The 14,238-nt window shown below is 68.9% G+C and carries 13 protein-coding genes; 4 read left to right on the top strand and 9 right to left on the bottom strand.

Annotated features, from left to right (window positions below; all coding sequences use genetic code 11):
- Nucleotides 1-60 precede the first annotated feature (60 nt).
- The 3 genes from AC1DTW_RS11025 to acuI are packed head-to-tail and all read right to left on the bottom strand — an operon-like array spanning nt 61 to nt 4,255.
- A complete protein-coding gene (locus AC1DTW_RS11025) occupies nt 61-1,332 on the bottom strand; it encodes a serine hydrolase domain-containing protein (RefSeq protein ID WP_477981131.1) in 1,272 nt (423 codons plus the stop codon).
- Nucleotides 1,329-3,248: a propionate--CoA ligase gene (locus AC1DTW_RS11020; protein WP_477981129.1), complete on the bottom strand. Its 1,920-nt coding sequence runs from the start codon at nt 3,246-3,248 to the stop codon at nt 1,329-1,331. The genes AC1DTW_RS11025 and AC1DTW_RS11020 overlap by 4 nt, the downstream gene beginning before the upstream one ends.
- Nucleotides 3,249-3,277: 29 nt before the next feature.
- On the bottom strand, nt 3,278-4,255 hold the full coding sequence (gene acuI / locus AC1DTW_RS11015) for an acrylyl-CoA reductase (NADPH) (RefSeq protein ID WP_477981128.1): 978 nt from the start codon (nt 4,253-4,255) through the stop codon (nt 3,278-3,280).
- 279 nt (nt 4,256-4,534) lie between these two features.
- Here acuI and AC1DTW_RS11010 point away from each other — a divergent pair, with 279 nt between their 5' ends.
- The 3 genes from AC1DTW_RS11010 to AC1DTW_RS11000 all read left to right on the top strand — a co-directional run bounded on the left by AC1DTW_RS11010 (nt 4,535) and on the right by AC1DTW_RS11000 (nt 6,842).
- A complete protein-coding gene (locus AC1DTW_RS11010; RefSeq protein WP_477981127.1) occupies nt 4,535-5,122 on the top strand; it encodes a C40 family peptidase in 588 nt (195 codons plus the stop codon).
- A gap of 62 nt (nt 5,123-5,184) precedes the next feature.
- Entirely contained in the window at nt 5,185-6,303 is a 1,119-nt protein-coding gene (gene moaA / locus AC1DTW_RS11005) for a GTP 3',8-cyclase MoaA (protein ID WP_477981126.1), read from the top strand.
- Between the two features lie 17 nt (nt 6,304-6,320).
- The gene (locus tag AC1DTW_RS11000) at nt 6,321-6,842 is read left to right on the top strand and encodes a GNAT family N-acetyltransferase (RefSeq protein ID WP_477981125.1); all 522 of its coding nucleotides are present in this window, start codon (nt 6,321-6,323) and stop codon (nt 6,840-6,842) included.
- Between the two features lie 17 nt (nt 6,843-6,859).
- Here the strand turns inward: AC1DTW_RS11000 and ppsA are convergent, their stop codons facing one another.
- Nucleotides 6,860-9,277, bottom strand: coding sequence for a phosphoenolpyruvate synthase (ppsA, locus tag AC1DTW_RS10995; protein ID WP_477981124.1), 2,418 nt, complete (start codon nt 9,275-9,277; stop codon nt 6,860-6,862).
- A 228-nt stretch (nt 9,278-9,505) separates the two neighbouring features.
- Here ppsA and ppsR point away from each other — a divergent pair, with 228 nt between their 5' ends.
- Nucleotides 9,506-10,342: a posphoenolpyruvate synthetase regulatory kinase/phosphorylase PpsR gene (ppsR, locus tag AC1DTW_RS10990; RefSeq protein ID WP_477981123.1), complete on the top strand. Its 837-nt coding sequence runs from the start codon at nt 9,506-9,508 to the stop codon at nt 10,340-10,342.
- 86 nt (nt 10,343-10,428) lie between these two features.
- Here ppsR and AC1DTW_RS10985 read toward each other — a convergent pair whose 3' ends face one another.
- The 5 genes from AC1DTW_RS10985 to fabZ are packed head-to-tail and all read right to left on the bottom strand — an operon-like array spanning nt 10,429 to nt 14,238.
- On the bottom strand, nt 10,429-11,208 hold the full coding sequence (locus tag AC1DTW_RS10985; RefSeq protein ID WP_477981122.1) for a TrmH family RNA methyltransferase: 780 nt from the start codon (nt 11,206-11,208) through the stop codon (nt 10,429-10,431).
- 12 nt (nt 11,209-11,220) lie between these two features.
- Nucleotides 11,221-11,835, bottom strand: a complete 615-nt coding sequence (gene rnhB / locus AC1DTW_RS10980; RefSeq protein ID WP_477981121.1) for a ribonuclease HII — start codon at nt 11,833-11,835, stop codon at nt 11,221-11,223.
- Complete coding sequence (lpxB, locus tag AC1DTW_RS10975; protein WP_477981120.1) at nt 11,807-12,973, bottom strand: lipid-A-disaccharide synthase; 1,167 nt, start codon at nt 12,971-12,973, stop codon at nt 11,807-11,809. Before lpxB ends, rnhB begins: the two co-directional genes overlap by 29 nt.
- Nucleotide 12,974: 1 nt before the next feature.
- A complete protein-coding gene (gene lpxA, locus AC1DTW_RS10970) occupies nt 12,975-13,763 on the bottom strand; it encodes an acyl-ACP--UDP-N-acetylglucosamine O-acyltransferase (protein WP_477981119.1) in 789 nt (262 codons plus the stop codon).
- Between the two features lie 37 nt (nt 13,764-13,800).
- Nucleotides 13,801-14,238 carry a 3-hydroxyacyl-ACP dehydratase FabZ gene (gene fabZ / locus AC1DTW_RS10965; protein ID WP_477981311.1) on the bottom strand — a complete coding sequence of 146 codons (438 nt, stop codon included), beginning with the start codon at nt 14,236-14,238 and terminating at the stop codon, nt 13,801-13,803.

Here is a 14,238-nt window from a genome sequence, read left to right as displayed (position 1 = left end):
CCCCAAGCCGGCCCGCACCCGCTCGGCGGGTGGCGGCGTATCCGCCGCCGGGTGCCCCATTCAACCCGCCAGCAGATGCCGGGCGAGCGCGTCGTACGCGGGCAGTGTCGTCGGGTCGATCCCCATGTTGCCGGCGATGTGGTGCGACGCGAAACGCGCGATCACCATCTCGGCCAGCGGATCGATGTGGACGCCCTGCCCGTGGATGCCGCGCGCGCAGTACGCGCCGTGCGCGTTGTGCGTGACCCACCACATGTCGCGGTAGCTTGCGCCTGGCAAGGTCACGTAGCCGGCCTGCGCGAAATGCGCCGGATCGGCGCCGCCGCGGATGTCGGCGATCGCCGCTTTCGGAACCACTTGCTGCCCGTTCCAGACGCCATCGTTGCGCAGCATCTCGCCGAAGCGGGCAAGGTCGCGCAGGCAGCAGTTGAAGCCACCGCCGGCGAACTCGGTACCGGTGCTGTCGACCATCAGGTCGCCGTCCTGCTCGGCGCCGAGGCGCGACCAGATCCGCTGCTGCAGCAACGCGCCGAGCGGCAGCCCGGTCACGCGGCGCAGCACCCAGCCGAGCGCGTCGGTGTTGACGGTCTTGTACGCGAAGGCCCGGCCGTGCGGACCATCCTGGCGCAGTGTCGCGAGGAACTCGTAGAAGCTCGCCGGCCCGATCTGCTCGGGTGTGCGCGGCAGGATGCCGCCGGCGCGGCCATGCTGCCAGATCTCGGCCTGCGGGTCGGTGTAGTCCTCCGAGTAGTGGATCGAGGTCGTCATGTCCAGCAACTGGCGCAGCGTCGCGCCGCCCAGCCCGCTGTCGGCGAGTTCGGGCACATACGCCCCGAGCGTCGCCTGCGGATCGAGGCGCCCCTCCGCGATCAGCGACGCCGCGATCAAGCCGAAGAATGACTTCGTCACCGACCATGCGATGTGCGGTCGCTGCGCATCGAGCGCGCCGAAATAGCGCTCGCAGACGATCCGGCCGCGGTGCAGCACGACGATGCCGTCGGTGTAGTTCGCGGCCAGCGACTCGGCCCAGCTCATCGTCTCGCTGCGGCCGATCGGCGTGAAGCGCACGCGATCGAGATCGTTGCGATCGGCACGCGGCAGCACGCGCACCGGGCCGTCGCCGCGCCCCACGTTCGTCGTCGGCACCAGACGCCGGATGTTCGAATAGGCCCAGCGCAGCTTCGGGAAGGTGTACATGCCGCCGTCGTCGAAGCGCACCTGCAGATCGGGCGGCGGCGGCGCGCCTTGCATCCAGCCCATCACGTTCGGATCGCTGGCCGCGGCGTCGAGCGGTTCGGGCGGGAGGATGGCGGCGGCAGTCGTATCGGTCATGGGTGGGGTGGTGGGTTGTGCGAGGAATCGACGAGTGTCTTGATCTGCTGCAGCGCGGCCGGGTCGTCCATCGTCGTGAGGTCGCCGGGATCGCGCCGCTCGCAGACTGCCTGGATCGCGCGACGCAGCAGCTTGCCGGAGCGTGTCTTCGGCAGCAGCGCGACGAAGAACACGCGGGCCGGCCGCGCCAACGCGCCGAGCTGGCGGTCGACGGTCTTCATGACTTCGCCTTCGAGCCGAAGCTGTGACGCGGCATCGGCGGCGCTGTCGGGATCTTTCAACACGGCGAACGCCATCGCCACCTGGCCCTTCAGCGCATCGGCGACGCCGACCACCGCGACCTCGGCGACGCTCGCGTGGCTCGAGATGCTCTCCTCGATCTCGCGCGTGCCGAGGCGATGCCCGGCGACGTTGATCACGTCGTCGGTCCGGCCGAGGATGAAGAAATAGCCATCGGCGTCGCGCAGGCCCCAGTCGAAGGTGCTGTACAGCTGTTTGCCGGGGAAGTCGCCCCAGTAGGTCTTCACGAAGCGCGCATCGTCGCGCCACACGGTCTGCATGCAGCCGGGCGGCAACGGCCCGGCGATCGCGAGCACGCCCTTGCGGTTCGGCTCGGTGATCTCGGCGCCGTTCGACTCGTCGATCACCTTGACGTCGTAGCCGTACATCGCGAAGCCCGGGCTGCCGAGGCGGCTCGGCAGCGGCTCCACGCCGTTCGCGATCGTCAGGATCGGCCAGCCGGATTCGGTCTGCCAGTAGTTGTCGATGATCGGCTTGCCGATCGCCTGCGCGATCCAGCTCGCGGTCGGCGCGTCGAGCGGCTCGCCGGCAAGGTAGAGCGCGCGCAGCGAGCTCAGGTCATATTGCGTCAGGTACTTCGGATCCTGTTTCTTCAGCACGCGCACCGCGGTCGGCGCACTGAACATGTGGTTGACCTTGTACTTCTCGACCAGGCTCCACCAGACGCCGCCGTCGGGCCGCGTCGGCAGGCCCTCGTACATGACGCTCGCGACGCCGGCGATCAGCGGGCCGTAGACGATGTAGCTGTGGCCGACGACCCAGCCGATGTCGCTGGTGCAGAAGTAGGTGTCGCCGGGCCCGGCGCGAAAGATGAGCTTCATGCTCGCGGCGAGTGCGACCGCGTAGCCGCCGGTGTCGCGCTGCACGCCCTTGGGCTTGCCGGTCGTGCCGCTGGTGTAGAGCGTGTAGCTCGGTGCGGTCGAGTCGAGCCAGACGCAAGGCACGACGGCGTCGAGATGGCGCTCGCGCAACGCCGCGTAGTCTTCGTCCCGCGCTGCGGTTCGTTCCATGGGTGCGAGGCCGCGATCGACCAGCAGCACCTTCGCCGGCTTGTGCGTCGCGAGCCGGATCGCCTCGTCGAGCAGCGGCTTGTACGCGATGATCTTGCCGGAGCGGCTGCCCGCATCCGCGCTGACGATCACGGTCGGCTGCGCGTCGTCGATGCGGCTCGCCAGGCTGCCGCTCGCGAAGCCGCCGAACACGACCGAGTGGATCGCGCCGATGCGCGCGCACGCGAGCATCGCGAACGCGGCCGGTGCGATCATCGGCATGTAGATCAGCACGCGGTCGCCTTGCTTGACCCCGAGCCTGAGCAGGATCGCCGCCATGCGCTGCACCTCGGCGTGCAGTTCGCGATAACTGTAGACATGCTCCTCGTCCGTCTCGGTCGAGACCCAGATCAGCGCGTTCTGGTCCGCGCGCTGCGCGAGATGCCGATCGACCGCGTTGTGGCACAGGTTGGTCTGGCCGCCGACGAACCAGCGCGCGAACGGCGGCTCGCGGTAGTCGCAGACCTGCTCGAACGGCCGCTGCCAATCGATCAGCGCGGCCTGCTCGGCCCAGAAGCCGTCGCGGTCTTCGAGCGAACGGCGGTGGAAGTCGGCGTAGCGTGTCATCGAAGGCTCCGTGGTGCCGAGTGAAACCTTCAGATCTTGACGACGATGCGGCCGCGCACCTTGCCCTGCATCAACGCATGCGCCTTCTCGATCGCCGCCGCGAGCGGCACGACCTCGGTGATCGCGGCCAGGCGCGCCGCGTCGAGGTCGACGGCCAGGCGCTCCCAGGCCTCGCGCCGCAGCGCGAGCGGAGCCATCACGCTGTCGACGCCGGCCAGCGTGACGCCGCGCAGGATGAACGGCATCACCGTCGCCGGCAGATCGAAGCCCTGCGCCAGCCCGCAGGCCGCGACGACACCGCCGTAGCGCGTCTGCGCGAGCGCATTGACGAGCGTGTGGCTGCCGACGGCGTCGACGACGCCGGCCCAGCGCTCCTTCTGCAGCGGCTTGCCGGCCGCGCTCACCTCGGCCCGGTCGATGACGTTCGTGGCGCCGAGCGCACGCAGGTAGTCGGCTTCGTCGGGCTTGCCGGTCGCCGCGGTGACGCGGTAGCCGAGCTTGCCGAGCAGCGCGACCGCGACGCTGCCGACACCGCCGGTCGCGCCGGTCACCAGCACCTCGCCGTCCCCGGCCGCAACGCCATGCCGCTGCAGCTTCAGTACGCACAGCATCGCGGTGTAGCCGGCCGTGCCGATCGCCATCGCCTGTTCGGTCGTGAACGCCGTCGGCAGCGGTACGAGCCAGTCGCCCATCAGCCGCGCACGTTCGGCCAGGCAACCCCAGCGCGTCTCGCCGACGCCCCAGCCGTTGTGCACGAAGCGATCGCCCGTCTTCCACGCCGGGTGGCTGCTCTCGAGCACGACACCGGCGCCGTCGATGCCCGCAACCATCGGCCACGCGCGCACGACCGGGCCCTGGTTCGTGATCGCCAGGCCGTCCTTGTAGTTCAGCGTCGAGTACTCGATGCGCGCCAGCACGTCGCCGGCTGGCAAGCCGGCCGCGTCGACGGCTTGCAGCGAGGCCTTGAAACCGGATTCGGGCTTTTCGAGCAGGAGGGCGTTGAACATGGATCGCTCCCGAAGAGATCAGCGGACGATAGCGCAAGCTGCCCAGCCTCGGCGCGCTGCGGATCACGCGGGAAAGTTCGGTCCGACATCACAAAACAGCGCCAAGTATCTGTCGGGATTGATATTTCTTGTTGACGATGGGTGCCGGTATACCGTATCCTGCGCGCCATGCTGACATCCTGGTCCGGGCCCCTGGCGATTGCGCGTTGCGCGACGGTTTGGGCACTGGCCGCCTGGGTGTCGACGGCGGCGCTCGCGGCGCCGGCCGCTTTCGCGCCCATGCCGCCGCCCGCTCCGGCCTCCGCTGCCGACGCGTTCGGCCGCTTCCTCGCGGACAAGGGCCTGATCGGTGCAGCGCCCGTCGCGCCAGGCGGCGAAAGCGGCTTCGTCAGTCAGGTTCGCGCGAAGGCCTCGGACATGGTCGTGACCGCGATGAACTTCCTCGGCGTGCGCTACCGGCGCGGCGGCAGCACCGCCGATGCCGGCTTCGACTGCAGCGGCTTCACGCGCCAGGTCTTCGAGACCAGCCTCGGCCTCGTGCTGCCGCGCCGCGCCGACGAGCAGGCCAAGGCGGCGGGGCTGGTCGCGGTCAAGCGCGACGAGCTGCAGCCCGGCGATCTGGTGTTCTTCAACACCTTGCGTCGCACCTTCTCGCATGTCGGCATCTATGTCGGCGACGGCAAGTTCATCCACGCCCCGCGGCCCGGCGGCGAGGTGCGCGTCGAAGACATGCGCTTCGTCTACTGGGCCAAACGCTTCACCGGCGCACGCCGCGCCGAGCCGGTGCTCGAGCAGGCCGCGACCGATGCGCCACTGACCACGCCGGTCATGACGCAGACATTGGCGCCGACGCACACGCTGCGCTAATCCGACGACGCGACCTTCCCGCGCCGCCCACGCGGCCAAGCCCGCACAGGCACAATCGCCGCATGGCCGAGAAAGTCATCATTCCCGTCGCTGACCACCGCTACGCCGCGAGCATTCCGCGGGTGCCACGGGTCGCCGCCGAGCCGAACGGTCTGCTCGGCGACACCCTCGGCCGGCCCTTGCGCGACCTGCGCATCTCGGTGACCGACCGCTGCAACTTTCGCTGCAGCTACTGCATGCCGAAAGAGGTGTTCGACAAGAGCTACGCGTTCCTGCCGCATTCGTCGCTGCTCAGCTTCGAGGAGATCACGCGTGCCGCGAAGCTGTTCGTCGCGCACGGCGTGCGCAAGATCCGCCTGACCGGCGGCGAGCCGCTGCTGCGCAAGAACCTCGAGGTGCTGGTCGGCATGCTGAGCCGCCTGCGCACGCCCGACGGGGCGCCGCTCGATCTGACCCTGACGACGAACGGTTCGGTGCTCGCGCGCAAGGCGCAGGCGCTCAAGGAGGCCGGGTTGCAGCGCGTGACCGTGAGCCTCGATGCGCTCGACGACACGGTGTTCCGCCGCATGAACGATGCCGACTTCCCGGTCGCCGAGGTGCTGGCGGGCATCGACACGGCGCGGCGCGTCGGCCTCGGCCCGATCAAGATCAACATGGTCGTCAAGCGCGGCACCAACGACGACCAGATCCTGCCGATGGCGCGGCACTTCAAGGGCAGCGGCGCGGTGCTGCGCTTCATCGAATACATGGACGTCGGTGCGACGAACGGTTGGCGCATGGACGAAGTGCTGCCCTCGCGCGAGGTGATCCGGCGCATCGCCGCCGAACTGCCGCTGCAGCCGATCGCGGCGAACACGCTCGGCGAAACCGCCGAGCGCTGGCGCTATGCCGACGGCGACGGCGAGGTCGGCGTGATCTCGAGCGTCACGCAAGCCTTCTGCGCCGACTGCAACCGGGCGCGGCTGTCGACCGAGGGCAAGCTCTTCCTGTGCCTGTTCGCGAGCCACGGCCACGACCTGCGCGCCCTGCTGCGCGGCGATTACAGCGACGCGCAGATCGCCGCGGCGATCGGCCTGATCTGGCAAGCGCGCGGCGATCGCTACTCGGAGTTGCGCAGCGCCGGCGCGCCGGCCGCGACGGGCGGCGAGCGCCGCGTCGAGATGCACTACATCGGCGGCTGAGCGAGCCCCCCCCGCCGATGACCGAGCCGATCGCAATCCGCCGCCTCATGCCGGTCGATCTGCCGGCCTACAAGGATTTGCGCGACGCGATGCTCGCGGCCCACCCGTCGGCCTTCAGTTCTGATGCCGCCGAGGCGCAGCGGCGCGGCCCCGAAAGCTACCGCACGCGGCTCGGCCTCGAACGACCGGAAGGCGGCGAGTTCACGCTCGGCGCCTGGGACGGCGCGGAGCTCGTCGGTGCGATCGGCTGCGAGCGCGACGCGCGCATCAAGGTGCGCCACATCAGCCACATCGTCGGCATGATGGTGCGCGACGCGTGGCAGGGCCGCGGCGTCGGCCGTGGCCTGCTCGCCGAATGCCTGGCGCTGGCGCGCCGCGCCGAAGGCCTGGAGCTGCTGACGCTGACGGTGACCGCCGGCAACCTGCCGGCGATCGGGCTCTACGAGCGCTTCGGCTTCATCCGCTACGGCAGCCTGCCGCACGCGATCTGCGTCGAGGGCCGGTACTTCGCCAAGGACCAGATGATGCTGGTCCTGTAGGCGCGCCTGCAGCCGGTTCAGTGCGCCGCGAGGCGGCGCCAGGTCTCGACGACCGAATCCGGGTTCAGCGAGATCGAGACGATGCCCTCGTCGGCGAGCCACTTCGCAAAATCCGGATGATCGCTCGGCCCCTGGCCGCAGATGCCGACGTACTTGTCGGCCGCGCGGCAGGCCTTGATCGCGCGCGAGATCAGGTACTTGACGGCCGGATCGCGTTCGTCGAAGTCCTTCGCGAGCAGTTCCATCCCGGAGTCGCGGTCCAGGCCGAGCGTCAGCTGGGTCAGGTCGTTCGAGCCGATCGACATGCCGTCGAAGTGCTCGAGGAACTCTTCGGCCAGCACGGCGTTGCTCGGGATCTCGCACATCATGATCACGCGCAGGCCGTCGGTGCCTCCGTCGGCGGCGCGCTTCAGGCCGCGGTCGGCGAGCATGCCGACGACGGCCTTGGCCTGCGCCAGCGTGCGCACGAACGGCACCATGATCTCGACGTTGGTCAGGCCCATCTCGCTGCGCACGCGCTTCAGCGCCTCGCACTCCATCGCGAAGGCCTCACCGAACTCCTCGCTGACGTAGCGCGACGCGCCGCGGAAGCCGAGCATCGGGTTTTCTTCTTCGGGCTCGTAGCGCGAACCGCCGATCAGCTTGCGGTACTCGTTGCTCTTGAAGTCGGACAAGCGAACGATCACCGGCTTGGGCCAGAACGCCGCGCCGATCGTCGCGATTCCTTCGGTCAGCTTGTCGACGTAGAACGCGCGCGGCGACGCGTGCCCGCGCGCGACGCTCTCGACCGCCTTCTTCAGGTCGCTGTCGATGTTCGGATAGTCGAGGATCGCCTTCGGGTGCACGCCGATGTTGTTGTTGATGATGAACTCGAGCCGCGCGAGGCCGACGCCGCTGTTGGGCATCTGCGCGAAGTCGAACGCCAGCTGCGGGTTGCCGACGTTCATCGTGATCTTCACCGGGCACGGCGGCAGCTCGCCGCGCTGCACGTCGCTGACCTCGGTCTCGAGCAGGCCGTCGTAGATGTAGCCGGTGTCGCCTTCGGAGCAGGCGACGGTGACGAGCGCACCCTCCTTCAGCACCTCGGTCGCGTTGCCGCAGCCGACGACCGCCGGGATGCCGAGCTCGCGCGCGATGATCGCCGCGTGGCAGGTCCGGCCGCCGCGGTTCGTGACGATCGCGCTGGCGCGCTTCATCACCGGCTCCCAGTTCGGGTCGGTCATGTCGGTGACAAGCACGTCGCCGGCCTGCACGGTGTCCATGTCCTTGATGCTGTGCACGATGCGCACCGGGCCGGTCCCGATCTTCTGGCCGATCGCGCGGCCTTCGGCGAGCACGGTGCTCTTCGAGTTGTCTCCCTTGAGCTTGAAGCGCTGCTCGGCCTTGCCTTCCTGCTGGCTCTTCACGGTCTCGGGCCGGGCCTGCAGGATGTAGAGCTTGCCGTCGACGCCGTCGCGGCCCCATTCGATGTCCATCGCGCGGCCGTAGTGCGCCTCGATCGTCAGCGCGTAGCCGGCGAGCTCGGCGACATCGGCGTCGCTCAGCGAATAGCGGTTGCGCTGCTCGTGCAGCGTGTCGACGGTCTTCACGAGCTGGCCGGTTGCCGCCTTCTCTTCGCTCGTCGCGAACTCCATCTTGATCAGCTTCGAGCCGAGGTTGCGGCGGATGATCGCGCGCTTGCCCGCACGCAGCGCCGGCTTGTGCACGTAGAACTCGTCCGGGTTCACGGCGCCCTGCACGACCGTTTCGCCGAGACCGTAGCTCGAGGTGATGAAGACGACGTCGGAGAAGCCGGACTCGGTGTCGATCGTGAACATCACGCCGGCCGCGCCGAGGTCGGAACGCACCATGCGCTGCACGCCGGCCGAGAGTGCGACATCGCTGTGCGCGAAGCCCTTGTGCACGCGGTAGCTGATCGCGCGGTCGTTGTACAGGCTCGCGAACACCTCCTTCATCTTCGCGAGCACGTCGGCGATGCCGACGACATTCAGGAAGGTCTCTTGCTGGCCGGCGAACGACGCGTCGGGCAGGTCTTCGGCGGTCGCCGACGAACGCACCGCGAACGATGCGCCGGGCGAGCCGGCGCTGAGCTTCGCGAATTCCTGCGTGATCGCCGCGTCGAGCTCAGGCGGGAATGGCGTCGACTCGATCCAGTGGCGGATCTCGGCGCCCGCCGCGGCGAGTGCGCGCACGTCGTCGGTGTTCAGGGTCGCCAGGCGCGCCTCGATCCGTGCGGCCAGGCCTTCGTGGCGCAGGAACTGCCGGAACGCGTGGGCCGTCGTCGCGAAGCCCCCCGGCACGCGCACGCCCGAGGCGGCCAGCTGGCTGATCATTTCGCCGAGCGAGGCGTTCTTGCCGCCCACCGACTCGACATCGGTCATTCTCAGGTGTTCAAACGGCACGACCAGGGCGGTCGCCAGTGGGTTGCTTGACATGGGAGAGCTCCGGGATGGTGAAAAATCGGTGCTTCGCGATCGCAACACAGCCGGCCCGAGCAGCGCTCGAGGGCCCCGCCAGCCCGCGCGCTCGCACACCCGTGATCGGGTTGGGCGCGGCAGGGGGTGGCGTTCATCGGCGGGCGGAATCGAAGATTGGGGCCGATTTTACGGGCGAACTGCCTATCATCACAGCGACCCTCAACCCGCCCACCGATCCCCTCCACCATGGCCAATCGCAGCGTGTTTTTTGTTTCAGACGGTACCGGCATCACCGCCGAGACCTTCGGCCATTCGATCATGTCGCAGTTCGCGGTGAAGGCGCGCCATGTGCGCCGGCCCTTCATCGACACGGCCGACAAGGCCCACCAGGTGCTGCGCGAGATCAACCACACCGCCGACACCGAGGGCCGCAAGCCGATCGTCTTCATCACGCTGGTCAACCCCGAGATTCTCGGGATCCTGAAGGGCGCCAGCCCGGGCACCGAGCAGAAGGGCATGGTGCTGGACATGTTCAACACCTTCATCGAGCCGCTCGAGGCCGAGTTCGGCATGACCTCGAACCACCGCGTCGGCCGCTTCGTCGATGTCTCGAAGAGCCAGGAGTACACCGACCGGATCGAGGCGATCAACTACTCGCTCGCGCACGACGACGGCCAGTCGGCGAAGAACCTCGCGAGCGCCGATGTGATCCTGGTCGGCGTCAGCCGCAGCGGCAAGACGCCGACCTCGCTGTACCTCGCGATGCAGCACGGCATCAAGGCGGCGAACTACCCGCTGATCCCGGAAGACTTCGATCGCGGCGCGATTCCGTCCAGCCTGGCGCCGTACAAGCAGAAGTGCTTCGGGCTGACGATCGATCCCGAACGCCTGAGCCACATCCGCAACGAGCGCCGGCCCGGCAGCAAGTACGCGGCGGTCGAGAACTGCCGCTACGAGGTCAAGGAAGCCGAGACGATGATGCGGCGCGAAGGGATCGCGTGGCTCTCGTCGACGCACAAGTCGATCGAGGAGATCGCGACGACGATCCTGCGCGATCTGCGGCCGGACCGGTTGATGTACTGACGGCGCGGGCCGAGCGCCGGGCCGCCCCAAGCCGGCCCGCATCCCCTTGGGGGACCGGCGAACGTACTCGCTCGCCGAGGGGCCCGTCAGCCTCGCTGGCGGGCCGATTCGTAGAGGCACACCGCCGCCGCGGCGGCGACGTTCAACGACTCCTCGCCGCCCGGTTGCGGGATGCGCAGCGACTCGGCGCAGCGCTGCAGCAGCGCCGCCGAGACGCCCTGCCCTTCATGGCCGAGCACCCACGCGCACGGCCACGGCAGCGTGGCCTCGTGAAGCGCACGCGCGGCATGCGAGCTGGTCGCGAGCAGCGGCAGCGCGAGCGGCGCGAGGCCATCCTCGCCCGCCATCTCGACCAGCCGCAGCGCGAAGTGCGCGCCCATGCCGGCGCGCAGCACCTTCGGCGACCACAGCGCGGCGGTGCCCTTGAGCGCGACGACCTGCGTGAACCCGAACGCGCTCGCGCTGCGCAGGATGTTGCCGACGTTGCCGGCATCCTGCAGCCGGTCGAGCACCACGCTGGGCGCTTGCGCGTCGAGCTCGCCGGGTCCACCCCACGGCAGTGCGAAACCCAACGGCGCCGGCGATTCGAGCGCGCTCAGACCGGCCATCAGCGCGGCCGGGATCACCGCGACCGACGCAGCCTGGCCCGCCAGATCGCGCAGCGCCGGCGTCTGCCAGCCCGCCTCGGTGATCACCGCCTGCGCAGCGGAGCCGCCGCGGTGCACGAAGGCCGAACACAGATGCTCGCCCTCGATCCAGATCTCGCCGAGCTTGCGATAGGCCGCCGGATCGGCCGCGAGCTTGCGCAGCCGCATCAGCAATGGGTTGTCGCGCGACGTGATCGCCTTGATGTTCGCGGCGGCCATGCGGAAAGCGCGTCAGAGCAGCTCGCGCACCGGCGCGAAGCTGCGGCGGTGGTGCCGGCACACGCCGTGCTCCTTCAGCGCCGCGAGGTGCTCGGGCGTCGCGTAGCCCTTGTGACCGTCGAAGCCGTACTGCGGGTGCTCCAGGTGCAGCGCCTGGCACAACTGGTCGCGGTAGACCTTCGCGAGGATCGACGCGGCCGAGATCGCCTTGACCTTCGCATCGCCGCCGATCACCGCCTCGGCCGCGATCTTCAGCCGCGGCAGCTGGTTGCCGTCGACCAGCACCTTGTTCGGCCGCAGCCGCAGTCCCTCGACCGCCCGGCGCATCGCCAGCAGCGTCGCCTGCAGGATGTTCAACTGGTCGATCTCTTCGACGCTGGCCTGCGCGATGCAGAAGCACAGTGCCTTCGCGTGGATCTGGACGTTCAGACGCTCGCGCGCCAGCGGCGTCAGCAGCTTCGAATCGTTCAGGCCGCGGATCGGCTTCAAGTCGTCCAAGATCACCGCGGCCGCGACGACCGGCCCGGCCAGCGGTCCGCGGCCGGCCTCGTCGACGCCGGCGATCAGGCCGGGCACGTCGAACACCAGTCCGAGCTGCTCAGGCCGCGAGTACCGTTTCGATCGCATCGGTGGCTTTCTGGCCGGTGTTGCAGCGCAGCTCGCGGTGCAGCGCGTCGAAACGCTCGCGCAACGCCGCGCAGCGTACGGGATCGTCGAGCCACGCGAGGCCGGCGTGCGCGAGCCGCTCGGGTGTCGCGTCGCCCTGCAGGAATTCGGGCACCACGAAGTCGCCGAGCAGGATGTTCGGCAGCCCGACCCAGGGTTGGTAGCTCATGCGCTTCATCATCTGCCAGTTCAGCGCATGCATCACATAGGTGATGACCATGGGACGCTTGAACAGCGCCGCCTCGAGCGTCGCGGTGCCGCTGGCGATCAGGGTCACGTCGCAGGCGGCGAGCGCGTCGTGCGAATGGCCGTCGAGCAGGTCGATGCGGGCGTCGGCCGCGTACTGCTTGCGCAGCGGCTCGACGACGTGGCGCAGTCCCGGCACGACCGGCAGCACGAAGCGCAGCCCGGGACGCTCGCGGTGCATCACCGCGGCGGCCTGCAGCAGGCGCGGTGCGATGTACTGGACCTCGGCGCGGCGGCTGCCTGGCAGCAACGCGACGACGACCTCGTCCGGCGCGATCCCCAGGCCCGCGCGCGCCGCGGCGCGCGGCACCTCGAGCGGGATCACGTCGGCCAGCGGGTGCCCGACATACGCCGCGGCGACGCCCTGCTTCGCGTAGATCGCCGGCTCGAACGGGAACAGGCACAACACCAGGTCGGTCGCGCGCTGGATCTTCTCGATGCGCTTGCCGCGCCAGGCCCAGATCGACGGGCTGACGAAGTGGATCGCCTTCATGCCGCTCGCCTTCAGCTTCGCCTCGAGGTCGAGGTTGAAATCGGGCGCGTCGATGCCGACGAACACATCGGCGCGCGTCGCTGCGTCGGCGCGCAAAAGCCGCTCGGTCAGCTGGTTGCGGATGCCCGAGATTTCGCGGTAGTGGCTCAGAACCTCGACATAGCCGCTGACCGCGAGCTTGTGGTGCGGCCACCAGGCCTCGAACCCCTGCTCGACCATCTTCGGGCCGCCGATGCCCCCGGACTGGAGTTGCGGCCAGCGCCCCTTCAAGCTCGCGAGCAGCAGGCCGCCCAGCAGATCCCCCGAAGCTTCGCCCGCCACCATCGCGAAGCGAGGGGCTTGAAGATCGATCGCTGCCATCTCAACGCGCGATGCCGCGCGTCACTTGCGCAAGAAACTCATCCATCAGCGCGACCTCGGCAGCGGCCTCGGGCCTCGTGGCGGCGAGGGCGGCGATCGCTTCGCGCGCGGCATCGAAGGTCAGACCGTCGCGGTACAGAAGCCGATGCATTTGCTTGACCGCCGCGATGCGCTCGGGTCCGAAACCGCGGCGGCGCAGGCCTTCGATGTTGAAGCCACGCACCGAGAGCGGGTTGCCGTCGACCATCATGTAGGGCGGCACGTCTTGCGTCACCGCGCTGCCGAAACCCGCCATCGCGTGCGCGCCGATCTTGACGAATTGATGGATGCCGGTCAGCCCGCCGATCGTCACCCAGTCACCCAGATGCACATGGCCGCCGAGCGTGGTGTTGTTGGCCAGCGTGGTGTGGTTGCCGACCTCGCAATCGTGTGCGATGTGCGTGTAGGCCATGATCCAGTTGTCGCTGCCCACGCGGGTGATGCCGCCGGCCTGTGGCACGCCGAGGTTGAAGGTGCAGAACTCGCGGATCACGTTGCGGTCGCCGATCACCAGTTCGGTGTCTTCTCCTGCGTATTTCTTGTCTTGCGGGATCGCGCCGATCGAGCAGAACTGGAAGACGCGGTTGTCGCACCCGATCGTCGTGCGGCCCTCGATCACGCAGTGCGGGCCGATCGTCGTGCCGGCGCCGATGCGCACGTGCTCGCGCACGATGCTGTAGGCGCCCACGCTGACACCGTCGTCCAGCTCGGCGCCGGGCTCGACGATCGCGGTGGGGTGAATGTTCGCCATGGTCCGAAGGCGCAGCGCGCGTCAGGAAGTCGGGAGCTCAATCAACCCGGCGCATCGTGCACATCAGGTCGGCGGAGGCGGCGACGGTGTCGCCGACTTTCGCGAACGCCGCGAACTTCACGATACCGGCGCGGCTGCGCTCGAGCGTTGCGTGCAGCATCAGCTGGTCGCCCGGTTCGACCGGGCGCTTGAAGCGCGCGTTGTCGATGCCGGCGAAATAGAAGACCGTCTTGTCGTCCGGCATCACACCGGCATTGTCGAACGCGAGGATCGCCGCGGCCTGCGCCAGCGCCTCGAGGATCATCACGCCCGGCATCACCGGGCGGTTCGGAAAGTGGCCGGTGAAGAACTGCTCGTTCATCGTGACGTTCTTCAGGGCGACGATGCGCTGGCCCTTGTCGAGCTCGAGCACGCGGTCGACGAGCAGGAACGGATAGCGGTGCGGCAGCCGCTTCAGGATTTCGTGGATGTCCAT

Source organism: Rhizobacter sp. P5_A1 (genome assembly GCF_056400745.1).
This window is presented reverse-complemented; position numbering and strand designations above follow the sequence as displayed.